Genomic DNA, 25626 nt, shown 5'->3' with positions numbered 1-25626 from the left:
CCGGGTAGGGGACCTGACCGACAGGCCGTCGGATGGGTCGCACTACCTACCGTGAGCTGGGGCGTCACCGTGACGATGTCGACCCGTCAGACCGGGGCGGCCGGGCAGCTCGCTCCGGTCGGCGGTGTGGTTCTGGTGATGAGGTACCGCTCCACCTGACGACGGGTGCACTCGGTCCGTGGGTAGCTGGCGTGGCCCGACCCCTCGTAGGTGACGAGGTGGCCCCGGCTGCCGAGCTGGCGCACCACCCGTTGCGCCCCGTCGTACGGGGTGGCCGGGTCGTACCGTCCGTTGAGCACCAGCAGCGGCGCGCTCGTGCGTACCCGCAGCTGATGTTGTGGGTTGGTCGCCGTCCAGCCCAGGCAGATCGCGCCGAAGCGGACGGCCAACGGGGAGGCCCGCAGGTGCGGTGCGGCGGCGCGGGACAGTTCGAGATACCGGTTCCAGTCGGCGAACCCGTCGATCGGCAGCGACCAGTCCTGGCAGAACGCCGGTAACGCGTACTCGGTCAGGTCCTTGTCGCCGTCGACCGGCACCATCGGGGACGCGAGTGAGGCGGGCTCGCCCCGTTCCAGCGCGAGCAGCATGTTAGCGAGATCGGCCCAGGTCGCGTCGAAGAAGTTGACGAAGGTCGCGAACCCAAGCTCGAACCAGGTCAGCGGGGTGCCGGTGGCCGCGTCGACAAGCGTGCCGGCATCGGCACGGCGCATCAGTTGGTCGTAGAGCGCCGGCACGTCACGTCCGTGCAGCGCGCAACCGGAGTTCCGCTCGCACCAGGTCACGAACTCGTGGAACAGCGTCTCGTTACTGGCCGCCCCGCTGCGGAAGTACTCCCGGCCCCCCTGGCTGTGGTCCATCACGCTGTCCATGACCAGTGCGCGGACGCGGTCGGGGAACAGCTCGGCGTAGGACTGTCCGATCAGTGTGCCGTAGGACCACTGATAGAAGCTCAGCTGTCGCTCACCGAGTGCGGCCCGGATGGCGTCCGTGTCACGCGCGACGCTCACACTGTCGAGGTGGTCGAACAGTGGGCCACTGTGAGCGCGGCAGTCGTCGCGCAACTGGCGGTTGTAGGTACGGAGTCGCTCGAACTCCGCAGCGTTGACGGGTGCCAGGGAGGGGTGCTGGCCCAGCAGCTCCGATGAGCAGCGCACCGGTGCGCTACGGACCGTGCCCCGGGGGTCGAAGCCGACGATGTCGAAGCGGCGCAACACGTCCGGCCCGAGCTGGCTGGCGGCCGTCAACGCCACGTCCACCCCGGACAGGCCGGGACCGCCGGGGTTGAAGACCAGGACACCGATGCGGGCGGCCGGATCGGTGGCGGGTCGCCGGGCCAGGGCCAGCGGGAAGGTCTCCCCGCCCGGACGGGCCCAGTCGACCGGCAGGCGCAGGGTGCCGCACCGCGTACCCGGATCGTCGGGTTGTTCCGGGCACGCCCGCCAGTCGATCCGACCGTTCCAACCGCCGGTCGTGTCCGCGGCGACGGGCCCGGTGCCGCCGGCCGTCGGCGTGGTGCCCGCGAGCGACGGTGGGGCGTTGAGCGAGAGGGCGACGAGGACCGCGACGACGGCCGAGAGGCTACCGAGGAGCCGCCGGCGTCGACGGGCGACCCCGCGGGGATGCCGGAAGGTGGTTCTCTTCGTGGTCAACATTCGTCCAGCCTGCCGACGCCCGGTCCACGTCGGATCCATGCCGGTCCGCAGCCGCTCGGCGCAGGGCATTCACCGGTACGCCTCAAGCCGTTCGGACAGCACCGTGGCCTGCGGATGACCGACCCGGTCGAGGATCGCCAATGCCTGCCGCCACAGGTCGACCGAGGTGTCGTGGTCGCCCACCGCCTGATGGGTGTCGCCGAGGCGGACGAGTGTGTCCGCCCGTCCGCAAGGGTCCTGGACGTCGGAATAGAGCGCCAGCGCGCGCCGGTAGCAGTCCGCAGCGGTCGGATGCTTCCCGAGGCCCTGATAGGCGAATCCGAGACTGTCCCAGGTGTGGGCCGCGCCGAGCCGGTCCTCGGCCTCCTCGTAGAGCGCCAGCGCCTGCTCGCAGTAGGTGATGGCGCGGGCGTGCTCGTCCAGCCGCGCGTGGCTCCAGCCGAGAGCGTTGAGCGCTGCCGCCTCGCCGAGCCGGTCGTCGGTGCTGCTGGCCAACGCCAGTGCCTCCCTGGCATGCGGCAGTGCCGCTCCGGCGTCGCCCTCGATGTCGGAGAGCCAGGCGAGGTGCAGGTGTGCGCTGGCCTGCCCCGGGCGGTCGCCGGCCTGGTCGTACCGTGCCATCGCGCGCCGGAGGTGATGGTGGGCCGCATCGAACCGGCGGTGCTGGATGTGGGCCAGCGCGAGGTCCCGGTGGGCCAGCGCCTCGGCCCGTGGATCACCGCGGCGCTGCGCGACCGTTACCGCGATGGCCTGTACGGCGGCCAGGTCGTGCCACTGTGAGAGCCGGCTGAGCAGGGGAGTGAGGGCCTGGGCGAGGTGCCCGGCGTGGGCGTCGAAGCTGTGCGTGGCCGCGTCGTCGACGGCGGCCAGCAGCACCCGCTGTTCGATGGTGAACCAGGCCAGCGCGGCCCGGTGGTCGGCGAACGCCGACGGTGACGCGTCGGTCGGCAGGGGCGGCGGATCGAGCGGCTGCCAACCAGCGTCGACCAGCCTCGCCGCGTCACGGGCGACACGCAGGTAGTGGTCAAGCAGGCGCCTGCGGACGGCGCTACGGTCGGCCGGGCGGTCGAGCGCGTGCGTCAGCTCCTCGCCGTAGGCGCGGAGCAGATCGTGACAGCGGAAGCGGTTGGGGGACTGCTCGGCCAGCAGGTTCGCCCGGGTCAACTCGTCGAGCGCCGGCCGGATCATGGGCGGTGGCGCTCCGGCGAGGCTGGCTGCTGCCGCCGCGCTGACGTCGGCGGCGGGGTGCAGGCTGATCTGCCGGAACAGTCGGGCCGCGTCCGCGCTGAGCAGTCGGTATGACCAGGAGAGCACGGTACGCACGTCGGTGGCGGCATCGCCGGTGGCCAGGGCGGCGAGCCCGCCCCGGCTCGCCGCGAGATCGTCGGCGATGGCCTGGAGCGGAAACGTGGGCCGGGCGGCGGCTCGCGCGGCCACGATGGACAGGGCCAGGGGCAACCGCGCGGTACGTCTGATCAGCTCGTCCACCGCTGCCGGCTGGGCGGCGGCCCGCTGCGCACCCAGTCGGCGGACGAGCAGTTGGCGCGCTTCGCCGTCGCTGGGCAGGTCCAGGGCGAGGGGATGGGCGCCATCGGTGGCGACCAGGCCGGGCAGGGTGTGGCGACTCGTCACGAGCACAACGCAGCCTGTCGATCCTGGAAGCAGCGGCCGCACCTGTTCCGCGTCGCGGGCGTTGTCGAGCAGCACGAGCAGCCGTCGGTCCGCGGTCAGGCTGCGGTACAGGGCGAACTGGGCCGCCGGCTCCGCGGGGATTTCCAGGGGTTTCACACCCAGGGCGGGCAGGAGCGAGCGTACGACGACGGCCGAGGGTGACGCCTCCTGCGTCGCGGTGCCGAATCCACCCAGGTCGACGTGGAGCTGCCCGTCGGGGAAATGATGCAGGTTGTCGTGCGCCCAGCGCAGCGCCAGCCAACTCTTTCCGACGCCGCCCGTACCGGTGATGACGACGGTGCTGGCCGAGCGGGAGTCACCGAGCAGCAGCGTGGTGAGCCGGGCCAGCTCCGCGGCCCGGCCGGTGAACAACGTCGGTGGGGCTGGCAGCTGCCGGGGGACGATTCGCGGCGCGACTCTTTCCGGTGGCCGCGGATCGGATGTCAACAGCTCCCGCTCCGCCCGCAGGATGCGGGTGTGCAGGTGTTGGAGATCGGGGCCGGGCTCGACTCCCACCTCCTCGGCGAGGAGGTGGCGGAGCTGCCGGTACGTCGCCAGCGCGTCGGCACGCCGGCCGGTCCGCGCCAGGGCCACCATCAGTTGCCCCCAGGGGCGCTCGCGCAGCGGATCGGCGTCGACCTGGCTCCGCAGCGGTTCGATCAGCTCGTGATGCCGTCCGGCACGCAGCTGGAGGTCCGCCACCTCTTCCGCCAGGCTCGACCGCTGCTCCTGGAGCCGCGCTCGGACGGAGAGCAACACCCCCCAGCCCGGGAGGCCCGCGAACGGCTCCCCACGCCAGAGCGCCAACGCGGCCTCGAACGACTCCTGGGCGGCTGGCCAGTGACAGTGCCGCAGCGCGGAATACCCGCGCTGGGCCAGGTCGTCGAAGGCCACGCTGTCCACCGTCAGCCCGTCCAGGGCGAGGCGGTAGCCGGTTGGCCCGGCGAGGATGGCGGGGTCGGGGAAGCCGGGGGAACGCAGCGCCCGGCGCAACGCCCAGACATAGGTCTTCACGTTGCCGGCTGCCGTCTTCGGTGGGCGCCCCTGCCACAGCTCGTCGACGAGTTGGTCGATGGACCACCCGGTGCCCGGCTGCGACATCAGCACGGCCAGGAGGCGTACCTGCATCGGCGTGCCGAGGGCCAGCCGTTCCCCACCGGCAGACCGCACCTCGACCGGTCCGAGCAGTTGGTACCGCGCCGCCGGTGGCGCCCCAGCGGGGTCCATCGCCTCATCGTAGGGGCCCGAACCATTCCGCCTCATCGGCTGGACGGCCGCGGCCCGCGCCCGTCTCCTGGTGTGCTCCGTCACGCAGGTGGGCATGGTCAGGACGTTGGGGTGCCGCGAGGTGGCTGCTACAGTCGAGATTGTTGCGGCCGCAAATTTATCAGCGGCAACTACTTTGGGAAGGATGCCTCCGATGACCAAGCTCTCCGTCATCTACTACTCGTCCACCGGTACCCTCCACGCCATGGCCAAGCGCCTCGCCGAGGCCGGCGAGAAGGCGGGCGCCGAAGTGCGGCTGCGTCAGGTTCCGGAGCTCGCCCCGGCGGAGGCCATCGCCTCCAACGCCGCCTGGAGCCAGCACTTCGACGCCACGAAGAACGAGCCGAAGGCGACCGCCGACGACGTCGTCTGGGCGGACGCGGTGCTGTTCGGCACGCCCACCCGCTACGGCAACGTGGCCAGCCAGCTCAAGCAGTTCATCGACACCCTCGGCCCGCAGTGGGCGCAGGGCCTGCTCGCCGACAAGGTGTACGCCGGCTTCACCGCATCCATGACCGCGCACGGCGGCCAGGAGTCGACCCTTCTGGCGCTCTACAACACCGTCCACCACTTCGGCGGTCTGGTCGTCGCCCCGGGTTACACCGACCCGCTGAAGTTCGCCGACGGCAACCCGTACGGCGTCTCGCACGTCACCGGCGGAAGCAACGACGCCCCGCTGGGCGATGCCCAGTTCGCTGCCCTCGACCACATGGCCGAGCGGGTCGTCAAGATCGCCGGGAAGCTCAGCGCCTGAGCGCGCTGGCACGTAACGCACGCCCGCGTCGACGCGGGTGCTCAGCTGGGCGAGGGCCGGTCTCCCACGATGGGAGACCGGCCCTCAGCGTCCTCACACCGCGACCGCCGCGATGGCGGCAAGCGGCCGATGCTCGTCGGTGCCGGGCCGCCGGAGACGTTCCACCTCCCGGAAACCGGCTCGGCCGAGTCGTTCGGAGACCTCGTCGACCGGCCAGCGGTAGGCGGTCAGGACCTTGTGGTCGAAGGCGCCGACCTCCTCGGCGTCGAAGACGCCCAGGACCAACCGCCCGGCCGGGACCAGCACCCGCCGGAACTCCTTGAGCATGCCGTCGAACTCCGGCGGCGGAAGATGAATCAACGAGTACCAGGCCAGGATGCCGTCGATGGAGTCCTCGGCGACGTCGAGGCGTTCCATCGAACCGAGGTGGAACTCGACGCCCGGGTGGGACGCCCGCGCATGCGCGATGAACTCGGGGACGAGGTCGATCCCCATCACGTCGACGCCAAGCTCACGAAGGTAGCCGGTGAGGTGGCCGGGCCCGCACCCCAGATCGAGCACCCGGCCGGGCCGGCTGCCCAGGTGTCGTCTGATGAGGGCGAGGTCGTCGGCGTCCACCTGCTGGCTCGTGCCGAACAGCTCGATGTAGAGCTCCGCGACGGACGTGTAAGCCTGCCGTACCGTGTCCGTTTCCATCGCGGCACTATACGGGCCACCCGACCTTGCCCAGGCGGCCTACCGTGATGGCCATGACACGTCGAGCCACACTGGCCGGCATTTCTGCGGGCCTGCTCCTGCTGGGTTGCTCGGTTGGCGCGCCGACGAAGAGCGAACCCAGACCTGAATCCGTGCCGGTGTCGGCCGCCAGCGCCGATGCCACCACGACGGCCGAGGCGATCGGCCTGCTGCGTGGCGGCACGGCGTTCGTCAATCAGACGAGTTATCGCAGCGACGTCGACATCGCCAGTCAGATCACGTCGCTGTCGCACACCGACAACGTCCACAAGCGCTTGACCGCCAAGGTTACGGCGCCGGGTGGGGTCATCGACATCCGGATGATCGACGACGAGGTCTACATGAAGACCAGTCTGTTCCGCGGTGTCGGCGACGGATGGACGGTCCTCGACCCGGCCCGGGTGCCGTCGGACTTCGCCCTGAGCTTCGCACCGGGCAAGAACGACTCCGGCGGCTCCGGCCGCCTGATCGACGCGATTGTCACCGCACGAGCGGACGGCCCGGAGATCTCCGGGACGATCGACGCGACCCGGATTGCCGCCGGTAACGGGATCAGCTTCCGCCCCGGTCCCGGTGGTGTCTTTCCGGACAGCGCGCGCAGGCACACGTTCCGGGCATCGCTGGACACCGAGGGTCGACTGGTCAGCTTCCTGATGCCGGAGGCCAGCGGGCTGCCGAACGCGTCCCTGCGCTACAGCGACTTCGGTACGACAGTCACTGTCGCTCGGCCGCCCGGAGCGATCGCCGCCCCCGACGCCCTCTATCCCCAGCTCGGCCTGGGCGAAGGGAAGTAGCGGCGACCGGCATTTGCCCTCTGCGGCTAATGCAGTTAGCCTTTAGCTAATCGCGTTAGCTTCAGTGGAGGGCGTCATGACCGAATACCTGGACATTGCCGGCAACACCATCGCCTACGAGGCCACCGGGCAGGGCCCACTGGTCGTCCTGGCACACGGCATGGGCGACAGCCGGCACTCGTACCGGTTCGTCGCGCCGGCCCTGGCCGCGGCCGGATACCGGGTCGCCAACGTCGACATCCGTGGCTGCGGCGACTCCAGCCTCGGCTGGGGCGGCTACAGCCGCACCGACATCGCTGATGATCTCGTCGCTGTCGTGCGCCACCTGGGCGGACCGGCCGTGCTCATCGGCCAGTCGATCAGCGGCGGTGCCGCGACCATCGCGGCCGCCACCGCGCCCGAGCTGATCGTCGGCGCCATCGAGCTGGCGCCGTTCACCCGCGCACAGTCCTTCGACCTCGGCGGGTTGGTGCGGGTGAAGCGCTTCCGGGCCGGCTCCCTCCAACTGGCGCAGGTACTCATGCGGGGCAGCCTGGCGAACTGGAAGAAGTACCTCGACGTGGCGTACCCCACCAAGCCCGCCGACTGGCACAGCGAGCTGGCGCGCATCGAGGCCAAGTTGAGTGAGCCCGGCCGGATGAAGGTCCTCCAGGCCATGGCCAGGACCAGCCCAGCCGACGCCGGTCGGCAACTGCCCAACGTCACCTGCCCGGTCCTGGTGATCCAGGGCAGTGCCGACCCCGACTGGGCCGACCCGCGGGCCGAGGGCGAGCGCATCCTCGCCGACCTGCCGCGAGGGCTCGGCGAGCTGGCTGTCATCGAGGGCGCCGGCCACTACCCGCACGCCCAGACGCCCGACGAGGTCCTCGCCCTGACCCTGCCCTTCCTCGCCCGGACGCTGACCAATGCCTAAGGCCCGGCTCACCCCGGCATCGGTCACCGAAGCCGCCGCCGCGCTGGTCGACGAGGTCGGCTTCGACAACCTCAGCATGGGCCTGCTCGCCGAACGGCTCGGGGTCAAGACCCCCTCGCTCTACAAGCACGTCACCAGCCAGGCCGAGCTGGCACACCGGATCGCCGTCCTGGCCATGACCGAGGCCGGCGATGCCATCCGCGACGCCATCCAGGGCCGGTCCGGCAGCGATGCCCTCGCCGCGGGCGCGCAGGCGATGCGGACGTACGTGCGGGAACACCCCGGCCGGTACGCGGCCGCCAACGCCACCCGCCCGACCGGCCCCGACGACCCGTTCATCCCGGCCAGCGAGCGGGTGCTCGCCTCCTGGGCCGCAATGCTCAGCGGGTACGACCTGGATCCCGGCCAGGAGATCCACGCCATGCGGACGCTGCGCAGTGTCCTGCACGGCTTCGCCACCCTGGAGGCGGCCGGTGGCTTCCAGATCGACGCGTCCGTCGACGAGAGCTTCACCTGGCTGATCAACTTCATCGATCAGGGCCTTCGTGCCGGCGCCGCCAGCGGCAGCGACGCCGCCCGCTGACACCGGGAGCCTCGACCCGTACCGGCTGCTCGCGGTCGCTCAACGCGCGTTCGGCATCCTGGAGCAGGAGCTGGGCGCACTGGATGACGTGGATCCGGTCGAGCGCCTGCGCGCGATCTGCGCGGCCTACCTGACCTTCGCCGAACGCCGGCCCCATCAGTGCCGGGTGATGTTCGGTGCCGTCTGGGACGCTGGGCAGGCCCTTGAGCGGGCCCCGGAAATGGCGGCCGAGCTAGCCGTGCTCGGCATGGGAGCTTTCGAGGTCTTCACCGGGGCTGCGCGACTCCATCATCGACCGGATGGCGCTGCTGCGCTGAGCGGACGGCTCAGGCGTACGCGAGCAGGAAGTCGACGGTGCCGGTGCCGCCGGGCTGGCCGGCCGGGACGGGCAGGCCAGGCTCGCTGTTCAGGACGTAGAACCCGCCGCTGCCGATCAGACGGGGCGTCACGGCCAGCATCTGCACGGCCATTGTCGCCCCGGTCGGTAGCACCACGCTGTCCAGCAGGAGTCGGAAGAGGTTCCCGTTCAGGTTCGCGACGTGCAGCACCCGGTACGAGCGCGGGGCGGGCAGGCCGGTGCTCGTCAGACCCCAGATCGGCACGATCTGGTTGCGCCAGCGCGACGGGTCGTTGCTGATCGCACTGTCGTGGTTGTTGAGTTGGGTCTGGATTCCCGAGTGGATCCCGGCCAGGTGGATGTGTAGCTGGTCCTGCATCCGGATCGTCGGGTCGGCGGAGTTGACGCCCAGCCCGATATGCGGGTAGACGACGTGCCCCGGCTGCCCCGGCTGCGCGTTGTTCCACGCCTCCAGCCAGTAGTTGGGCGCGTTGGCGGTGGTGATGAACGGGCACTCGATGCCGCTGATCCGGCAACTGGGCACGAGCAGAAAGTCGTGGTTCGACCCGGTTCCTCCATTGAGGACGACGTATGTGGGAGTCGTGCGCAGACACTGGGGGAACGGTGGGCCGGTTTTCGTGCCCTCGCAGACCTGGACCCGGTCCCACAGGTCGTACCTGCCACCGGTGTCGGTGGGGTAGCCGCACAGGGCCGAGGGTGTGGGGCAGGCCGCGGCGCCCGGGCCGCCGGGGGTCGATGGGGAGGGTTCGGGGGTCGGGCCGCCGTCGGCCAGCGCCCGGGCCGCGCCGGCCAGACCCAGCAGTCCCGTGGCGCCGGCGGTCCCGGAGAGTCTGACGAACTGACGTCGTGGCATTCCGCCCATCGTCATCCTCCGTGGTTGCCGTGCCGAGGCGAACATGAACGTGTCGAGATTAGGGCGAAAGTGGGCATTCGGCGCGTCGCCCGGCGAACGGGTCGCCTGATCGTGTCGCCGTCGTGCGACGATTTCCGGCGTGGCAGAGACTGCGGCGACGTTGACCGAGATCCGTGCTCGGATCGACGAGCTGGATCGAGAACTGGTCGGGCTGCTCGCCCGGCGGGAGGCACTGGTCCGGCAGGCCGCCCCGCTCAAGAGCGACGCTCAGGCGGTCCGTGCGCCGGACCGGGTGGCGCAGGTGGTGGCCCGGGTTCGCACGTTGGCCAGCGAGGCCGGTGCCGACCCGGATCTGATCGAGCGAATCTACCGGAGCATGATCCAGGCCTTCATCGACATGGAGACCGACGAGCACCACCGCGTCACCGGCGGGTCGGCGCCGAGAACGCGGTGATCGCTCGGGACGTGCGCGCTCAGGTGGCGGAGCGGCTCTCACCGTCCGGGCTCGCCACGGCGGGCGGCGCGTAGCCGAGCTCGTACGAGATCTTGTTGGCGGTCTCCAGGAGCAGCGGAAGGTTGCTCTTGAGCTGGTCGAGGCTTGCGATGACCTCGATCGCCGTGATCGAGGCGGCGGCGATGACCTGCCCCCGCGAATCCCTGATCGGCGCGGCCACACACATCACGTATGCGTCGTGCTCGCCGTTGTCCACGGCCCAGCCGCAGTCGTGGATGCGGGCGAGTTCGGCTTCCAGGGCGTCGTTGTCGGTGAAGGTGGTGTCGGTGAACTTCTCGAAGACGACGTGGGAGAGCAGTCGGTCGCGTTCCTGCCGGGGGAGGTAGGCCAGGATCGTCTTGCCCACGGCGCTCGCGTAGATGGACACGGCGCGTCCCACCCGCGAGGGCAGCTTGACGGCGTCGAACGCCGGACTGTCCACCTTGTCGATATAGATGATCTCGTCGCCGGTCAGTTGCGCCAGGTGTACGGTGTGGCCGGTCGCGCGTTGCAGCGCACGCAGGTGCGCGGCTGCGGGCTGGCGGAGGTCCATCGAGCCGAGCGCGAGCTCGGACAGCTCGATCAGGCCGCTGCCGAGCACGTAGGTGCCCGCGCCGGTGCGGCGGACGAAGCGCGCGGACTCCAGTGTCTGCAGGATGCGCAGGGCTGTGGACTTGTGGACGCCGAGCACGTCCGCAGCCTCCGTAAGGGACAGCGGGTGCTCCGCGGATCGACGGATGAGGTCGATCGCGCGGCGGATTGATTGCGCCAAGGCTGTGTCTCCCCTCGCGCGACGGACAGCACCGTCGCAGTCATTGCACATTATGCAATATAGATGACGCGATGCGCAATCGCCACTTGACACCGTTGCACATGGCGCTACGATCGTTGCAATTTAATCGGTTCGGTGCCAACACGTAACAGTGGAGTAACGATGGGTAATAAGCGCGCTCATTTCGGCATCGCCAGGGCGACATGTGCCCTCGGCCTGGTCGCCACCCTCCTGACCGGTTGCGGCTCGGACGGCGATTCCGGCGACGGCGTCACCAAACTGACCTTCGCCGCCTCGACCTTCGGCGACCCGGGTCGCGGGCCGCTGTTGACCAAGTGGCTCGACGAGTTCAACCAGAGCCAGACCAAGGTCCAGGTGTCCGCCGCCGCGGTGCCGTACCCGACCTTCGGCCAGACCGTGCTCACGCAGATGGGCAGCGGCAAGGGCCCCGACCTGGTCCGCTTCGACATGCCCGAGTTCGAGGCGGCCTCGGACGCCGGCCTCATCGCGCCGCTGGACAAGGTGATCGACGCCAGCAAGTACGACCTGCTCAAGCAGCCGGACCAGTTCATGGTCCACGACGGTGTCCGGCACGGCGTCATCTTCGAGGCGTCGAACTACGCGATGTTCTACAACGCGGACCTGATCCCGACGCCGCCGACCACCTACGAGCAGTTCACCTCCACCGCGAAGTCGCTGACCAAGGGTGACGTCTTCGGCCTGGCGTTCCGTCAGACGGAGGCCGAGGAGGCCGGTGTCTGGCAGGACATCTTCAACTACGTCTACGGCTTCGGCGGTGCGTGGTCCGACGGCAAGAACCTGACAATCAACTCGCCGGAGAACCTCAAGGGCCTGCAGGCGTTCAAGGACCTGTACGACGCGAACGTGATCCCGCGCGGAGCGGACGCGGCCACCTTCCGGCGGATGTTCGCCGAGGGCAAGGTCGGGATGGAACTCAACAACGGCGGCTACGTGACCGCCACCCGCGGCCAGAACGCCAAGCTGAACTTCAACGTCGCGCCCATCCCGTTCCCGGTCCGCAAGCAGGGCGCGATCCTCGCACCGATCGTGATCAACGAGGCGAGCGAGGGCAAGGACGAGGCCGGCACCTTCATCAAGTGGGCGCTGGAGCCGCAGAACCAGGTCAAGCTGCAGGAAATTCTCGGCGCGAGCAGCGTGGCCACCACCACGCAGCGCAGCGCGGAGGCGCTCAAGGCGACCCCGTTCCTCCCCGTCTTCGACGGACTCACCGAGACCAGCCTGCCGCAGATCGTGCTGGGGTTCGAGGCCAAGACGCCGGACATCCGCAAGGTGGTCGTGCAGAACGTGGTCGCGGCACTGCAGGGCAAGGCCGACCTCAAGTCGGCACTGGATCGCGCCCAGCAGCAGGCGAGCGAACTGGTCCGCTGACCGCTCGACACAGCGACGCTGCCGGCGCAACGATCCGTGCGCCGGCAGCGTCCTTCCCCCAGAAGGATCGAACCCGATGACTGTGGTCGAGCAGACCGGAGCACCGAAGACAACAACCCCAGGTCGGCCCCGGCGCCGGCCCAGCCCGCTGGGTAGCAAGTGGACGCCGTACCTCTTCCTGGCACCCGCCGCCCTGTTCATCCTCGTCTTCCAGGCGGTACCCCTCGTTCAGGAGGTGTACCTCAGCTTCACCAGGACGAGGCTGCTCAACCCCACCCGCAGCGAGTGGGTCGGGCTCGACAACTTCAACCGGATCTTCGGCGACCCCGAGTTCCACCGCACCCTGCTGATCACCGTCGTCTACGTGATCACCTGTGTGGTCGTCGCGATCGGCGCCGGACTCGCCGTCGCGCTGCTGCTCAACAAGAAGTTCCGCGGCCGGGGCGTGGCGCGGGCACTGGTGACCGTCCCCTGGGCCGCTCCGGGCATCGCGGTCGCGCTCATCGCCACCTGGATGCTCAACGCGCAGTACGGCATCGTGAACCGGTTCCTCGACGCGGTCGGGCTCGGCGTGCCGGGTGGCGCCATCCTGGACAGCTCGCGCTACGCGCTCCCGGCGGTGCTCGCCACGACCATCTGGCAGCTGTTCCCGTTCACCTCAGTGGTGCTGCTCTCCGCCCTGCAGTCCGTTCCGCAGGACCTCAACGAGGCCGCGACAGTGGACGGCGCCGGACGATGGGCCACCTTCCGCGCGGTCACCTGGCAGGTCATCAAGCCGACAGTGGGCCTGCTGGCCCTGCTGATGACGATCTGGTCGCTGCGACGGTTCGAGCTGATCTGGTTGATGACCAAGGGCGGACCGGTCGGTGCCACCGAGACTCTCGTCATCGACCTCTACTCGCAGGCGTTCGACTCGAAGGAACTCGGATCGGCGGCGGCCATCGGAATGGTCGGCGTCGTCATCTCGCTCATCGTCATCATCGGCAGCCGACTCGTCGCCCGTGCCGTGGAAAAGGGGGAGGTCCGATGAGGCGCTTCCGATTCGGTGTCACCGCGCGGATCGTCGCCGTGCTCGTCGTGCTGGGCGTCGCGGTGTTCCCGCTGTACTGGATGTTCGTCACGGCACTGTCCAGCAACAGCGACCTCTTCGCCGATCAGCCCCGCCTCACGCCCGACCTCGGCCAGTTCGGGGTCTTCGTGGACGCCCTCGCCGAGGGCAAGGCGGCCGGGTGGCTGCTGAACAGCCTGATCATCGCCGTCGGCACGATGGTTCTCTCCGTCGGCCTGGGCATCCCGCTCGGCTACGCGCTGTCCCGGTTCTCGTTCTGGGGCAAGGCCGTGCTGACCGTCGTGCTGCTGTTCACACAGATGCTTCCCGAGGCGCTCATGGTCGTCCCGCTGTTCGCGCTGTTCCGCCGCTTCGAACTGCTCGACTCGCTGACCGGCCTCGTCCTGGTGAACTCCGCCTTCGTCCTGCCGATCGTCGCGCTGATCCTCAAGGGCGCCATCGACGGCATCCCGAAGGAGCTGGAGGAGGCCGCGCGCGCCGACGGCGCCCGGCCCTTCACCACCCTGACCCGCATCAACGTGCCGCTCATCGCTCCTTCGATCGCGGCCACCGCGGTCATCGCCTTCTTCCACGCCTGGAACGAGTACGTCTTCGCGGTGACGTTCATCTTCAACCCCGATCTGCAGCCGGCCTCCGTCGGCATCGCGAACTTCATCGGCGAACTGGGTACACCGATCCAGACGGTGATGGCTGTCGCCTTCCTGTTCACGCTGCCCGCCGTCGCCTTCTACCTGTTGGTGCAGAAGTACGTGGTGTCCGGCATGACCGCCGGTGCGGTGAAGGGTTGAGCCGAAAGATGAAGATCGTCTCTGTCGACACACTGGTCGTCGACTTCTACCGTACGAACCTCGTCATCGTGCGGGTCCACACCGACGAGGGGATCATCGGGCTCGGTGAGGCCACCCTTGAGGGCAAGGAACGTGCTGTCCAGGGCGCCATCGCCGAGCTGGCCGAGGCGGTGGTGGGCCTGGATCCCACAAGCATCTCGAAGATCCTCTACGAGACCGCGCGGGACTGGTACTGGCGCGGCGGGCCGGTGATCATGACGGCGTTGAGCTCGCTGGAGATGGCCCTCTGGGACATCTCGGCGCGCGAGCTCGGCGTACCGGTCTCCCGGCTTCTCGGCGGCGCGACCCGCGACCGGGTCCGCGCGTACGCCAATGGTTGGTTCTCCGGTGCCGTCACGCCGGAGGACTACGCGGCCGCCGCGCGACGGACTGTGGAGTCGGGCTTCCGGGGCCTCAAGTGGGACCCGTTCGAGAACTACGACCTGACCATCACCACCGCGCAGTTGGACCGGGTGCTGGCCCAGATCGACGCCGTCCGTCAGGCGGTGGGCCGCGAGGTGGAGCTGTTCGTCGAGGGGCACGGCCGCTTCGACGTCCGCCACGCCATCAAGGTCGCCAACGAGATCGCCCAGTTCGACCCAGTGTGGTTCGAGGAGCCCTGCCCACCGGACAACCTCGATGCGCTCGTCGACATCCGTCGCGCGTCGCCGGTGCCGATCGCCGCGGGGGAGCGGTGGTACGGGCGACAGGGCTTCGCGCCGGCGCTGGCCCGCCAGGCGGTCGACTTCGTCCAGCCCGACGTGACGCACGCCGGCGGGATCGCCGAGCTGGCCTTCATCTCCACGCTCGCCGCGACCAGCTACGTGGGCTTCGCGCCGCACAACCCGAGTGGTCCGCTCAGCACTGCCGCGACGCTGCAACTCGGGGCGACGTTGCCCAACTTCCGGTACCTGGAGATCATGGCGACCGACGTGCCCTGGCGTCCCGAGATCACCAACGAGCGGCTGGTGCTGACCGACGACGGCGACATTCTCATCCCGACCGGGATCGGCCTGGGCATCGAGGTGGATCTCACCGCGATCGAGCAGCATCCGTTCACACCGCACCCGCTGCGGATGTTCCAGGACGCCGTCTTCGACATCCGTCCCCGCGACGAGCGGTCCTTCTTCAACCTGGAGAGCGACTCATGACGCTGCCACGGCCCCGGGGGTCGGCCGCGGCCGCGGACTGGGTCGGTACCGCCGCCGAAGCGTTGCCGGACGATGCCGACAGCGTCCTCGTCGGCCGGATCTGGGACCCGTCCGGCGACGGCCCCTCACCGGTGATCGTCCGCGACGGCGAGGTCATCGACATCAGCCACCGGTTCCCGACCGTCCGCGACATCTGCGAGCTGCCCGATCCCGCCGCGACGGTGGCCGGGCTCGACGGGCCGAGGGTGGGCGACTTCGGGGAGATACTGGCGAACACGGGGGCCGCGACCCGGGACCGTGGCCGGCCCTGGTTGCTCGCCCCGGTCGACCTCCAGGCGCTCAAGGCCGCGGGCGTGACCTTTCCGATCTCCATGATCGAGCGGGTGATCGAGGAACGGGCGCGGGGAGACCTGGCACTGGCGGCGGACATCCGGCACCGCATGCTCGCCGACGTCGGTGTCGACCTGCACAGCCTGGAGGCGGGCTCGCCGGAGGCGGATCGGCTCAAGAGTCTGCTGGTCGCCGAGGGCATGTGGAGCCAGTACCTGGAGGTGGGCATCGGCCCGGACGCCGAGATCTTCACCAAGGGCCAGATCCTCTCCGCCGTCGGCACCGCCGTTCCGGTCGGCGTGCTCGCCGCGTCGACCTGGAACAACCCGGAACCCGAGGTCACGCTCATCGTCCAATCCAGTGGCCGGATCGTCGGCGCCACCCTCGGCAACGACGTGAACCTGCGCGACATCGAGGGCCGCTCGGCGCTCCTGCTTCCGCTGGCGAAGGACAACAACGCCTCCTGCGCCCTCGGCCCCCTGATCCGGCTCTTCGACGACCGGTTCGGCATGGATCGGGTACGCGAACTCGAGGTGCGCCTGGAGGTTCGCGGCGAGGACGGTTTCCACCTGGAGGCGGTCTCGGAGATGACCCAGATGTCACGTGATCCCGAGGAGCTGGTCCGGCAGCTGATCGGGCCGCACCACCACTATCCCGACGGCGCCGCCCTGATGCTCGGCACCATGTTCGCGCCCATCCAGGACCGGGACCGCCCCGGTGAGGGCTTCACCCACAAGGTCGACGACGTGGTACGGATCAGCTGCCCGGCGCTCGGCACCCTGGTCAACCGGGTGCGGCACGCGGAGGAGTGCGAGCCCTGGCACTTCGGCGTCCGCGATCTCATGGGCAATCTGGTAAGGAGAGGACTGCTGTGAACGTGATCAGCACTGTCGATCCGCGCGACGGTCAGCGTCGCGCGACGGAGCTCACCGAGACCGACGAGTCTCGACTGGAGGTGATCGCCGGTCAGACGTCCCCGGCGGCGCAGTGGCTGGCCGCGCGCGGGAGGCTCGGCCGCGCGGAGTTGCTGGACGCGATCGCCGCGTCGCTGGAGTCCCGTCGGGTGGATCTGGTCGCTGCCGCCGAGGCGGAGACCGGGCTGAGCCACGCGCGACTCGACCAGGAACTCACCCGGGCGGCGCTCCAGTTCCGGATGTTCGGCGAGGTGCTGCGCGACGGAGCGTACGTCGAGGCCACCATCGACCACGCCGCCGACACACCGCTCGGCCGCGGCCCGGACCTGCGGCGGATGCTGGTACCCCTCGGGCCGGTAGCGGTCTTCGGGGCCAGCAACTTCCCGTTCGCCTTCTCGGTCGCCGGCGGTGACACGGCCGCCGCGCTCGCCGCCGGGTGTCCGACGATCCTGAAGGCCCACCCGTCGCACCCGCTGACCTCGCACGCCTCCGCCGCCGCGATCGAGTCGGCCGTCCGCGACCTCGGTGGGCCCGAGGGTGTCGTCGCGACCGTGTACGGGGAGCAGGCCGGTCGCGCGCTGGTGCGTCACCCGGCGATCCGCGCGGCCGCCCTGACCGGCTCGGTCAACGCCGCCCGCGCCATCCAGGCGGCCATCGACGAACGACCCGACCCCATTCCCCTGTACGCCGAACTGAGCAGCGTGAACCCGATCGTCGTCCTGCCCGACGCGGCCGCCGCCCGAGCGGACCAGATCGCCGAGGGGCTGTTCGGCTCCTTCACGAACTCGGGCGGTCAGTTGTGCACCAAGCCCGGCCTGGCGTTCGTTCCGTCGGATCCCGGTGGTGACGGCCTGGTCGACGCGCTGCGGGCGAGAGTCGACGCGTCGGGCGGCACGGTCCTGCTCAACGAGCGCATCCGCGACGCGTACGAGAACCGCTCCACCGAGTTCGAGCGGGCCGGCGCCCGGGTGTCGGCGAGGCCGAAGGTCGAACCCGGCGCGGGCTTCACAGTGGCGCCGACCCTCCTGGAGGTCGGCCTCGCCGGCCTGACCGCCGAGATCGCCGACGAGTGCTTCGGCCCGCTCCTGATCGTGGTCCGCTACGACGACGCCGCCGACCTCGACGCCGCGCTGGCCACCGTCCCGCCGTCGCTGACCGGTTCGCTCCACCGCGGACCGGGCGATGACGCCGACGTCGTACGCCGACTGGTCGACGTGCTCGCCGCTCGCGCGGGTCGCATTGTCTTCGACGGCTACCCCACCGGTGTCCGGGTGTCGTGGGCTCAGCACCACGGTGGACCGTGGCCGTCGACCAACGCCGTGCACACGTCGGTGGGCGCCACGTCGATCCGACGGTTCCTCCGCCCGCTGGCGTGGCAGGACGCCCCGGCCTGGGTCCTCCCGGAGGAGTTGCGCGACGAGTACACCGCCATCTCCCGCCGAGTCGACGGGAGGTTGCAGCCAGCGGTCGCATAACAGCGTCTGCTGGCCCCTTCCGGGCGCGTTTCCGGGCCACCTGCGACTGGCGCGCGAATTCCTTGACGAATTGACCCGACAGAGAATTCGCGCGCCAGTTGTCCTGGTGCCGCTGAAGCGCGCCCGAATTGTTTGGACGCGATTCTCCGCTCCGATTTCCGTCTTGACCGTCAATGCAATTCATGGTTCTGTTTTTGGCAGGGAACGATGTTAGCGATCGCATGGCTGCATCGCTCGTTACTGGTATCCCTTCACCTCACCATCGAATGGTCGGTCGGCCGCTCGGTGCGGTCTGACCACACGCCGAAGAGGGAGCAGGAACATGCCCGTCGCACCTCCCCGTCCCCTGAGGCCGGCACCGACACGCCGGCTGATGCTCGCGCTGCTCGCCGCCGTCACCGCCCCGCCCGCCTCGGCCGCACCCCCCGCGCTCCTGCGCCCGACCGTCTACCAGTGCGGACGTCTCCGAGATCAGCCATAGACCAACGCTAGAATCGACGCGTGCAGCTTCGGTACAACTACCGGCTCTACCCGGACGCCGCCCAGCGTGAGGCGCTGGCGAAGGCGTTCGGGTGCGCGCGGGTGGTGTTCAACGACGGGCTGCGCGTGCGACAGGAAGCACACGAGGCTGGCCTGCCGTATCCGACGGACGCCGAGTTGTCCAAGCGGGTTACCGTGGCCAAGTTGACCCCGGAGCGGGCGTGGCTGGGCGAGGTGTCATCGGTGGTGTTGCAGCAGGCCCTCGCTGACCTGAACACTGCGTACCGCGCCTTCTTCGCCTCGCTGTCGGGCATGCGCAAGGGTCGCAAGGTCGCCGCTCCCCGGTTCCGGTCCCGCAAGGACAGCCGGCAGGCCGTCCGGTTCACCGCCAACGCCCGGTTCAAGATCCTCGACAACGGTCGACTGCGGCTGCCGAAGATCGGCGATCTGGAAGTCCGTTGGTCGCGGGAGCTGCCGGCTGCGCCGACGTCGGTGACGGTGGTCCGGGACGCCGCCGGTCGGCACTTCGCCTCGTTCGTGGTGCAGACCGCCGACCAGCCGTTGCCCGAGCTGGACTCGGAGGTCGGCATCGACCTGGGGTTGACGCACTTCGCAGTGATGTCCGACGGGACGAAGGTGAGCGCGCCGAAGTTCCTGCGCCGTGCAGCCCGCAAGCTGCGCCGGTTGCAGCAGGGCTTGTCCCGCAAGCAGCGGGGCAGCAACAACCGCAAGAAGGCTGTCCGGAAGGTCGCCCGCCCGCACGCGAAGGTGGCCGACACCCGGCGGGACTGGCAGCACAAGCTTTCGACGCAGATCATCCGCGACAACCAAGCGGTGTTCGTCGAGGACCTGTGCGTGGCTGGTCTCGCCCGGACACGGTTGGCGAAGTCGGTGCACGACGCTGGGTGGTCGCAGTTCGCGGCCATGCTGGAGTACAAGGCCGCCCGGCGCGGGCGCACCTTCGCTCGGGTAGATCGGTTCTTTCCGTCGACGCGCATGTGCTCGGACTGCGGCCGGATCAACGATAAGATGGCGCTCAACGTCCGGACGTGGGGCTGCCCATGCGGCAGCCTGCACGACCGAGACGTGAACGCCGCCAAGAACATCAGGGCCGCCGGACGGGCGGACCTCAACGACCGTGGAGCGCAGGTAAGACCGGCACCCGTGCCGGCACCGCGCGGCGAAGCGGTAACCCGCCGGGAGCTTGCCCCTTCGGGGGCGCAGCAGACCGGAATCTCCGCCCTCCAGGGCAGAGAGGACGTCAAGCGTTCACCCACGACTGTCGACTTCTACGCGGGTGACAGGCACCTCGGGTCGGCCCCGGTGCACCACGGCGTCGCCCGGCTGAAGAAGACCGTCAGTGGTGAGCTGACCGCGCCGGTGGTCGCCCGCTACCGGGGCGACAAGCTCTTCAACGACTCTGACAGCGATCCCGTCGACGCCCGGTAACAACAGGCTGGATCCCGTACTCCCTGTGGTGGGGAAGCCCCCGGCCGCGCACCCCTGGTGATTGCCAGGGTGTGCGCGGCCGGGGCACGTCCGGGACCGTTCGTCAGCCGGTCACGGGGTCGTGTCGATGGCGCGCAGGCGCAGCATCGTCCAGGACGCCGGCGGAAGAGTCAGCTGGACGCTGGCGTCGGCGCCGCGGGCCGTGTCGTTGGGTCGCGGCGCGGCGTGGTCCGGACCGTCGGCGGTGTTCTTGGCGTGCAGGTCGGCGCCGCCGACGGTGACGCACTCGATGATGTCGCTGACCTGCGCGCCGGCGACGTCGATGGTCACCTCGGCCGGAGTGTCGAGGGCGCGGTTGACGAGGAAGACGGTCATCTCCTCGGTGATGTCGTCCCAGGTGGAGACCGCGTCGACCGCGTCGACCTCACCGTAGCGGTCGGTGGTCGTCGTGCTGCCCTCGCGCAGCACGTCCAACACGGTGCCCTGAGCGTGCCGGGCGGTGCGGGCGAAGGGATGGAAGATGGTCTGCCGCCAGGCCGCGCCGCCGGTCTCGGTCATGATCGGCGCGATGACGTTGACCAGTTGGGCCTGGCAGGCCGCGCTCACCCGGTCGCTGTGCCGCAGCAGGCTGATGAGCAGACCTCCGACGACGACCGCGTCGGCCACGCTGTAGTGATCCTCCAGCAGCGGCGGCGCGACCGGCCAGTCCTCGCCGCTCGGCGGCGTGGACGGGGCGGCGGACTGGTACCAGACGTTCCACTCGTCGAACGCAATCATGATCTTCTTGGTCGACCGACGGATCGCTCCGACCGAGTCGGCGATGCCGGTGACGGCGTCGATGTACCTGTCCATGTCCTCGGCCGAGGCGAGGAAGCTGGCCAGGTCGTCGTCGACCGGCTGGTAGTACGCGTGCAGCGAGATCAGGTCGACGTCGTCGTACGCCTCGGTCAGCACGTCACGCTCCCAGCTGCCGAAGGTCGGCATACCGAGGTGTGAGGAGCCGCAGGCGACGAGTTCGAGATCGGGATCGAAGCGGCGCATGGCCTTCGCCGTCTGCGCCGCGAGCCGGCCGTACTCGGTCGCGCTGCGCTGACCCACCTGCCACGGGCCGTCCATCTCGTTGCCCAGGCACCACAGCTTGATCCCGTACGGATCGACAGCGCCGTTGTCGCGGCGCTGGTCGGCGAGGTGGCTCCCGCCGCGGTGATTGGCGTACTCGAGCAGGTCTACGGCCTCGGCGGTGCCACGGGTGCCGAGGTTGACCGCCATGATCGGATCCACGCCGGCCTTGCCGACCCACCGCATGAACTCGTCGAGCCCGAACGCGTTGGTCTCCAGGCTGTGCCAGGCGAGGTCGAGCCTCGCCGGCCGTTTGTCGACCGGGCCAACGCCGTCCTCCCAGCGGTAGGAGGAGACGAAGTTGCCGCCGGGATAGCGGACCGTGGTGACGCCCAACTCGCGCACCAGCGCGAGGACGTCGCCCCGGAAGCCGTCGGCGTCGGCCGTCGGGTGCCCCGGCTCGTAGATTCCGTTGTAGACGCAGCGACCCAGGTGCTCCACGAACGAGCCGAAGAGCCGACGCGGCACCGGCGCGACGCGTCGGCGGGGGTCCACTGTCAGGCGGGCCGTGTGCACGTCGTTCTCCGGCGTGCTGTCGGGGTGGGTGTTCAGGGCTGGCTCCCTTCGTGCAGGTCCGACGCCGGCGGCACTGCCCGAACGCCGGGACCGGGGGGGTGGTGGAGGCACTGTGAGCTCTGGACAAGGTGATCGTCTTCGATTACGTTCTCGATCTATGTAAACGTTACCGATTACGTTTACGTAAGGGAACACGGCATCTGGATCAATGTCTGGCCGGCATCCCCCACGGGTCCTGCCGCCCCGGCCGAAAGACCAGCTTGTCGCGGTGATTGGGGTGACCGGGTGACCACTGTTGAGCCGGAGATCGAGGCGACCTACGCGGATGCGACAGCGCCCGTCGACCAACGGGTGGCGGATCTGCTGGCCCGGATGACCCGCGAGGAGAAGCTCGCGCAACTGGGCAGCACGTGGGCGTTCACACTGCTGGAGGGCGGACGGTTCGCGGCGGAGCGGGCCCGGCCGATCCTTCGACACGGCCTGGGGCACGTGACCCGTGTCGCGGGCGCGACCAGCCTGAAGGCAGCGCAGGTGGCGCGGGCCGCCAACGCGATCCAGCGTTTCCTGGTCAGCGAGACCCGGCTGGGGATCCCGGCGATCGTGCACGAGGAGGTCTGCTCGGGGGTGATGGCCCGCGAGGCGACCATCTTCCCGCAGGCGATCGGCGTCGCGAGCACCTGGGCGCCGGAGCTGAATCGGCAGCTGGCGGACGCCGTTCGCGCACAGATGCGTGCCATGGGAAGCCACCAGGGGCTCTCGCCGGTGCTGGACGTGGTGCGCGACCCACGGTGGGGCCGGACCGAGGAGACCTACGGCGAGGACCCGTACCTGGTGTCCCGGATGGGGGTGGCGTTCGTCCGGGGCCTGCAGGGCGCCGACCTGAACGACGGCGTCCTCGCCACCGCCAAGCACTTCGTCGGCTACGGGGCGTCCGAGGGTGGGCTGAACTGGGCGCCGGCCCACCTGCCGCCGCGTCTGCTACGCGAGGTGTACCTGTATCCGTTCGAGGCGGCGGTCCGCGACGGCGGGCTCCAGTCGGTGATGGCCGGCTACCACGAGCTCGACGGCGTCCCGTGCCATGCCAACCGCGAGCTCCTCGCCGACGTCCTGCGTGGGCAGTGGGGCTTCACGGGCAGCGTGGTCTCTGACTACTTCGCCGTCAACGATCTCCACTCGTACCACCACTTCGCGCAGGACAAGCAGCAGGCCGCGACGGTGGGCCTCGACGCGGGCGTGGACGTCGAGCTTCCGGCGACGGACGCGTACGCGGACGCCCTCACCCACGCCCTGGACGCCGGCGAGGTCAGCGAGGCCCGGCTCGACGAGGCGGTCGCACGGGTCCTTCGGCACAAGGTTGAACTCGGGCTCTTCGAGAACCCGTACGTCGACGAGGACGCGGCCGCGACGTCGGCGAACGCCGAGCGGCACCGGAACGTGGCGCTGGAGATCGCCCGCCGCAGCCTCGTCCTGCTCAAGAACGACGGCGTCCTGCCGCTGCTCGCGGGAACCGGAACTGTCGCTCTCATCGGCCCGAACGCCGACGACGCCCGGCACCTGCTCGGTGACTACTCGTTCGCGGCCCACATCGAGGCGTTGGTCGAGGCGCGCAAGCGGCGCGGCCTGCTCGGCGAGATGATGACGATCCCCGACGATCTGGAGATCGACGAGAGCACCGACGGTGTGCCGACGGTGCGAAACGAACTCGCGGCGCGGCTGGGCGACCGGCTGCGCTTCGCCCCGGGCTGCGACGTGCTCGACCCGTCGACCGAGGGGTTCGCCGAGGCGGTCGCGGCCGCCGCGGCCGCCGACGTCGCGGTGCTGGTCCTGGGGGACCGCTCGGGGCTGACGCCCGGGGCCACCACGGGCGAGTCGCGGGACCGGTCCAGTCTGGACCTGCCGGGCGTGCAGGAAGAGCTGGTCCGTGCCGTCGTCGCCACCGGCACACCCGTCGTGGCGGTGCTCGTCGCCGGCCGACCCGTGGGCAGTGACTTCCTGCACGAGCAGTGCGCCGCGGTGCTGATGGCCTGGTTGCCGGGGGAGACCGGGGCGCAGGCGATCGCCGAGGTGCTCCTCGGTGAGGTCAACCCGAGCGGAAAGCTGCCGATCTCGTACCCCCGCGGCGTGGGCCAGATCCCCGTCTTCTACGGCCACAAGGTGTCCGGCGGGCGGTCACACTGGCACGGCGACTACGTGGATTCGCCGGTCGCGCCGCGATACGTCTTCGGCCACGGCCTCGGGTACACCTCGTTCGCGATCGAGGACGCCACGGTGGAGAGCGCCGAGGTCCGCGCCGGGGACAGCGTCGGTGTCGAGGTCACGCTCACCAACACCGGACACCGGGCGGGGGAGCAGGTCGTGCAGCTCTACGTCCGCGACCCGCAGGCCACGATCACCCGGCCGGTGCTGGAGCTGAAGGCCTTCGCCCGCGTCGAGGCCGCCGCCGGCCAGCGGGTGGCGGTGCGGTTCGCGCTCCCCACCGGCCAGCTCGGTTTCTACGACCGGAGCATGGCCTACGCCGTGGAGGCCGGGCAGATCGAGGTGTACGTCGGCTTCTCGGCTGCCGACCACACCCACGCCGGCACTTTCGTCATCAGTGCGGACCCGGACCGGCCGACCTCGAAGGTCTTTACCGGGACCACCGAAGTCCGGCAGGTGTGAGCGTTCACCCGGGTCAGGGAATGGTTCTTGACGGAGCGTGCCGTCCTGTTGTCAACGGGTGGCGCCGGCGCGGAAACGGGCCCCACTTCGACCCTCGGCGGAGGATGCGATTGCGTTATTCGCAACGGCGTCCGAGGGTCAATCGCACTCTTGTGATCGTCCAGATAGGACGTCCTGTCGGGCAGTCGCGTAAGGACCAAGAGGTCTTGTGTTCGTAATCGTTCTCAGTTACGTTGGCAACATCCTGGAAACGTAACCGATAACGATTGCAGTCCAGAGAGAGCGGCATGATTGAAGTCAATGCGCCGGTAACAATGAGTGATGTCGCCCGGGCTGCTGGCGTTTCCACAGCCACCGTCTCGCGCGTCGTCAACGGGCATTACGGCGTCAGCGCTCGCACAGTCGCTCAGGTGCGCTCCGCCATCGAGCATCTCGGCTACGAGTCGAGCCTGGTGGCCACCAGCCTTCGGCGCAGCCGCACCAACGTTCTGGGCCTCGTGGCGCACAGCTTCCAGTCGTACACGGCGGAAGTGCTCAAGGGCGTGATGAAAGCGCTGAGCCGCTCGGGCTTCGATCTGATCATCTACGCCAACAGCGACCTCTACGGGTCGTATTCGGAGGGTTGGGAGCAGCGGCACCTGACCCGCCTGTCGGGCACTCTCACCGACGGGTGCATCGTCGTCACGCCCTGGGGCGAGGTCCGGAGCCGGACGCCGGTCGTGGCCATCGACCCGGTGCGGGGCTCGACGGGGCCCTCGGTGATTTCCGACAACCTCACGGGCGCCACCACCGCTGTCGAGCACCTGCTCGGCCTGGGTCATCGGCGCATCGGGTTCATCGCCGGCCGCGACAGCCTGGCCTCGGCCTGGTCGCGGGAGGAGGGCTACCGGGCCGCGCTGACCGCCGCCGGGGTTCCGGTCGACCCGACGCTGATCGGCCGGGGAGATTTCAACCCCGAGTCGGCAACTCCGCTGGCGCGCGTCCTGCTGCAACGACCGGACCCGCCGTCGGCGATCTTCGCGGCGAGCGACGGGATGGCCCTCAAGGTTCTGGAGGTCGCCAGGGAGTTGGGGTTCTCGGTGCCGGGGGACCTGTCCGTCGTGGGGTTTGACAACATCCCCGAGTCGGCGCTGACCCAGCCGGGTCTGACCACTGTGGACCAGTCGATGTACCAGCTCGGGTACGAAGCCGCGCGGATGCTGAAGTCACTGGTGACCGGCGAGTGGGACGAGCCGAGCCAGATCGTGCTTCCGACCAGCCTCGTCGTGCGCGACTCGACCGCACCACCGAAGAGCGCGGCACGACCATGACATCAGCCCATGGGCGCGCAGGCCTGATCGCTCCCGACGAAGCGATCAGGTCAGATGTGCCCGTGGCAGCAGCC

Annotated in this window: 20 protein-coding genes; 14 read left to right on the top strand and 6 right to left on the bottom strand. The window is 69.7% G+C overall.

The features are described 5' to 3' along the window. Nucleotides 1–86: 86 nt before the first annotated feature. Both GUI43_RS00270 and GUI43_RS00265 read right to left on the bottom strand, forming a co-directional pair. Nucleotides 87–1652 carry an alpha/beta hydrolase gene (locus GUI43_RS00270; RefSeq protein WP_170158631.1) on the bottom strand — a complete coding sequence of 522 codons (1566 nt, stop codon included), beginning with the start codon at nucleotides 1650–1652 and terminating at the stop codon, nucleotides 87–89. 69 nt (nucleotides 1653–1721) lie between these two features. Then, a complete protein-coding gene (locus GUI43_RS00265) occupies nucleotides 1722–4550 on the bottom strand; it encodes an AfsR/SARP family transcriptional regulator (protein ID WP_170158630.1) in 2829 nt (942 codons plus the stop codon). Between the two features lie 184 nt (nucleotides 4551–4734). Between GUI43_RS00265 and wrbA the strand changes: the two genes are divergently transcribed. After that, nucleotides 4735–5343 carry an NAD(P)H:quinone oxidoreductase gene (wrbA, locus tag GUI43_RS00260; protein ID WP_091399821.1) on the top strand — a complete coding sequence of 203 codons (609 nt, stop codon included), beginning with the start codon at nucleotides 4735–4737 and terminating at the stop codon, nucleotides 5341–5343. Between the two features lie 93 nt (nucleotides 5344–5436). On the opposite strand, the gene GUI43_RS00255 is transcribed toward wrbA, so the two are convergent. Continuing rightward, nucleotides 5437–6039 carry a class I SAM-dependent methyltransferase gene (locus tag GUI43_RS00255; protein WP_112603105.1) on the bottom strand — a complete coding sequence of 201 codons (603 nt, stop codon included), beginning with the start codon at nucleotides 6037–6039 and terminating at the stop codon, nucleotides 5437–5439. Between the two features lie 53 nt (nucleotides 6040–6092). Between GUI43_RS00255 and GUI43_RS00250 the strand changes: the two genes are divergently transcribed. From GUI43_RS00250 to GUI43_RS00240, 3 genes are all read left to right on the top strand, one after another. Continuing rightward, nucleotides 6093–6872: a hypothetical protein gene (locus GUI43_RS00250; protein WP_146765835.1), complete on the top strand. Its 780-nt coding sequence runs from the start codon at nucleotides 6093–6095 to the stop codon at nucleotides 6870–6872. 76 nt (nucleotides 6873–6948) lie between these two features. After that, nucleotides 6949–7785, top strand: a complete 837-nt coding sequence (locus GUI43_RS00245; protein WP_112697636.1) for an alpha/beta fold hydrolase — start codon at nucleotides 6949–6951, stop codon at nucleotides 7783–7785. Next, a complete protein-coding gene (locus GUI43_RS00240; protein WP_112697339.1) occupies nucleotides 7778–8368 on the top strand; it encodes a TetR/AcrR family transcriptional regulator in 591 nt (196 codons plus the stop codon). The genes GUI43_RS00245 and GUI43_RS00240 overlap by 8 nt, the downstream gene beginning before the upstream one ends. Nucleotides 8369–8694: 326 nt before the next feature. Here GUI43_RS00240 and GUI43_RS00235 read toward each other — a convergent pair whose 3' ends face one another. Beyond that, on the bottom strand, nucleotides 8695–9579 hold the full coding sequence (locus GUI43_RS00235) for a CDP-diacylglycerol diphosphatase (RefSeq protein ID WP_249037601.1): 885 nt from the start codon (nucleotides 9577–9579) through the stop codon (nucleotides 8695–8697). 139 nt (nucleotides 9580–9718) lie between these two features. Between GUI43_RS00235 and GUI43_RS00230 the strand changes: the two genes are divergently transcribed. Continuing rightward, on the top strand, nucleotides 9719–10033 hold the full coding sequence (locus GUI43_RS00230; protein ID WP_112697335.1) for a chorismate mutase: 315 nt from the start codon (nucleotides 9719–9721) through the stop codon (nucleotides 10031–10033). A 19-nt stretch (nucleotides 10034–10052) separates the two neighbouring features. Here GUI43_RS00230 and GUI43_RS00225 read toward each other — a convergent pair whose 3' ends face one another. After that, nucleotides 10053–10844 (bottom strand): IclR family transcriptional regulator, encoded by a 792-nt coding sequence (locus GUI43_RS00225; RefSeq protein ID WP_170158629.1) that lies wholly within the window; start codon nucleotides 10842–10844, stop codon nucleotides 10053–10055. A 162-nt stretch (nucleotides 10845–11006) separates the two neighbouring features. On the opposite strand from GUI43_RS00225, the gene GUI43_RS00220 reads away from it, so the two are divergent. The 7 genes from GUI43_RS00220 to GUI43_RS00190 all read left to right on the top strand — a co-directional run bounded on the left by GUI43_RS00220 (nucleotide 11007) and on the right by GUI43_RS00190 (nucleotide 19949). Then, entirely contained in the window at nucleotides 11007–12254 is a 1248-nt protein-coding gene (locus GUI43_RS00220; RefSeq protein ID WP_112678373.1) for an ABC transporter substrate-binding protein, read from the top strand. Nucleotides 12255–12330: 76 nt separating this feature from the next. Further along, nucleotides 12331–13284 (top strand): carbohydrate ABC transporter permease, encoded by a 954-nt coding sequence (locus tag GUI43_RS00215; RefSeq protein ID WP_112588710.1) that lies wholly within the window; start codon nucleotides 12331–12333, stop codon nucleotides 13282–13284. After that, nucleotides 13281–14111 (top strand): carbohydrate ABC transporter permease, encoded by an 831-nt coding sequence (locus GUI43_RS00210; RefSeq protein ID WP_091399805.1) that lies wholly within the window; start codon nucleotides 13281–13283, stop codon nucleotides 14109–14111. Before GUI43_RS00215 ends, GUI43_RS00210 begins: the two co-directional genes overlap by 4 nt. A gap of 8 nt (nucleotides 14112–14119) precedes the next feature. Further along, nucleotides 14120–15301 (top strand): mandelate racemase/muconate lactonizing enzyme family protein, encoded by a 1182-nt coding sequence (locus tag GUI43_RS00205; protein WP_112588712.1) that lies wholly within the window; start codon nucleotides 14120–14122, stop codon nucleotides 15299–15301. Continuing rightward, on the top strand, nucleotides 15298–16506 hold the full coding sequence (locus GUI43_RS00200) for a fumarylacetoacetate hydrolase family protein (RefSeq protein ID WP_112697331.1): 1209 nt from the start codon (nucleotides 15298–15300) through the stop codon (nucleotides 16504–16506). Before GUI43_RS00205 ends, GUI43_RS00200 begins: the two co-directional genes overlap by 4 nt. Beyond that, the gene (locus GUI43_RS00195) at nucleotides 16503–18020 is read left to right on the top strand and encodes an aldehyde dehydrogenase family protein (protein WP_112697329.1); all 1518 of its coding nucleotides are present in this window, start codon (nucleotides 16503–16505) and stop codon (nucleotides 18018–18020) included. Before GUI43_RS00200 ends, GUI43_RS00195 begins: the two co-directional genes overlap by 4 nt. A 501-nt stretch (nucleotides 18021–18521) precedes the next feature. Then, nucleotides 18522–19949, top strand: coding sequence for an RNA-guided endonuclease InsQ/TnpB family protein (locus tag GUI43_RS00190; RefSeq protein ID WP_211326617.1), 1428 nt, complete (start codon nucleotides 18522–18524; stop codon nucleotides 19947–19949). A gap of 111 nt (nucleotides 19950–20060) precedes the next feature. Here GUI43_RS00190 and arfA read toward each other — a convergent pair whose 3' ends face one another. After that, on the bottom strand, nucleotides 20061–21584 hold the full coding sequence (gene arfA, locus GUI43_RS00185; protein ID WP_112697327.1) for an arabinosylfuranosidase ArfA: 1524 nt from the start codon (nucleotides 21582–21584) through the stop codon (nucleotides 20061–20063). Between the two features lie 285 nt (nucleotides 21585–21869). Between arfA and GUI43_RS00180 the strand changes: the two genes are divergently transcribed. Further along, complete coding sequence (locus GUI43_RS00180) at nucleotides 21870–24242, top strand: glycoside hydrolase family 3 N-terminal domain-containing protein (protein WP_112697325.1); 2373 nt, start codon at nucleotides 21870–21872, stop codon at nucleotides 24240–24242. A 287-nt stretch (nucleotides 24243–24529) separates the two neighbouring features. Then, nucleotides 24530–25552: a LacI family DNA-binding transcriptional regulator gene (locus GUI43_RS00175; RefSeq protein WP_112697323.1), complete on the top strand. Its 1023-nt coding sequence runs from the start codon at nucleotides 24530–24532 to the stop codon at nucleotides 25550–25552. The last annotated feature ends 74 nt before the right edge of the window (nucleotides 25553–25626 follow it).

This window comes from Micromonospora noduli (assembly GCF_003264365.1).
Taxonomy (GTDB): domain Bacteria; phylum Actinomycetota; class Actinomycetes; order Mycobacteriales; family Micromonosporaceae; genus Micromonospora; species Micromonospora noduli.
This window is presented reverse-complemented; position numbering and strand designations above follow the sequence as displayed.

Bases quoted from the DNA above. Each gene is read 5' to 3' on its own strand.
- GUI43_RS00210 (WP_091399805.1), top strand. From the start codon at position 13,281: ATGAGGCGCTTCCGATTCGGTGTCACCGCGCGGATCGTCGCCGTGCTC.
- GUI43_RS00200 (WP_112697331.1), top strand. From the start codon at position 15,298: ATGACGCTGCCACGGCCCCGGGGGTCGGCCGCGGCCGCGGACTGGGTC.
- wrbA (WP_091399821.1), top strand. From the start codon at position 4,735: ATGCCTCCGATGACCAAGCTCTCCGTCATCTACTACTCGTCCACCGGT.
- GUI43_RS00250 (WP_146765835.1), top strand. From the start codon at position 6,093: ATGACACGTCGAGCCACACTGGCCGGCATTTCTGCGGGCCTGCTCCTG.
- GUI43_RS00215 (WP_112588710.1), top strand. From the start codon at position 12,331: ATGACTGTGGTCGAGCAGACCGGAGCACCGAAGACAACAACCCCAGGT.
- GUI43_RS00175 (WP_112697323.1), top strand. From the start codon at position 24,530: ATGATTGAAGTCAATGCGCCGGTAACAATGAGTGATGTCGCCCGGGCT.
- GUI43_RS00255 (WP_112603105.1), bottom strand. From the start codon at position 6,039: ATGGAAACGGACACGGTACGGCAGGCTTACACGTCCGTCGCGGAGCTC.
- GUI43_RS00265 (WP_170158630.1), bottom strand. From the start codon at position 4,550: ATGGACCCCGCTGGGGCGCCACCGGCGGCGCGGTACCAACTGCTCGGA.
- GUI43_RS00220 (WP_112678373.1), top strand. From the start codon at position 11,007: ATGGGTAATAAGCGCGCTCATTTCGGCATCGCCAGGGCGACATGTGCC.
- GUI43_RS00270 (WP_170158631.1), bottom strand. From the start codon at position 1,652: ATGTTGACCACGAAGAGAACCACCTTCCGGCATCCCCGCGGGGTCGCC.
- GUI43_RS00245 (WP_112697636.1), top strand. From the start codon at position 6,949: ATGACCGAATACCTGGACATTGCCGGCAACACCATCGCCTACGAGGCC.
- GUI43_RS00235 (WP_249037601.1), bottom strand. From the start codon at position 9,579: ATGCCACGACGTCAGTTCGTCAGACTCTCCGGGACCGCCGGCGCCACG.
- GUI43_RS00240 (WP_112697339.1), top strand. From the start codon at position 7,778: ATGCCTAAGGCCCGGCTCACCCCGGCATCGGTCACCGAAGCCGCCGCC.
- GUI43_RS00205 (WP_112588712.1), top strand. From the start codon at position 14,120: ATGAAGATCGTCTCTGTCGACACACTGGTCGTCGACTTCTACCGTACG.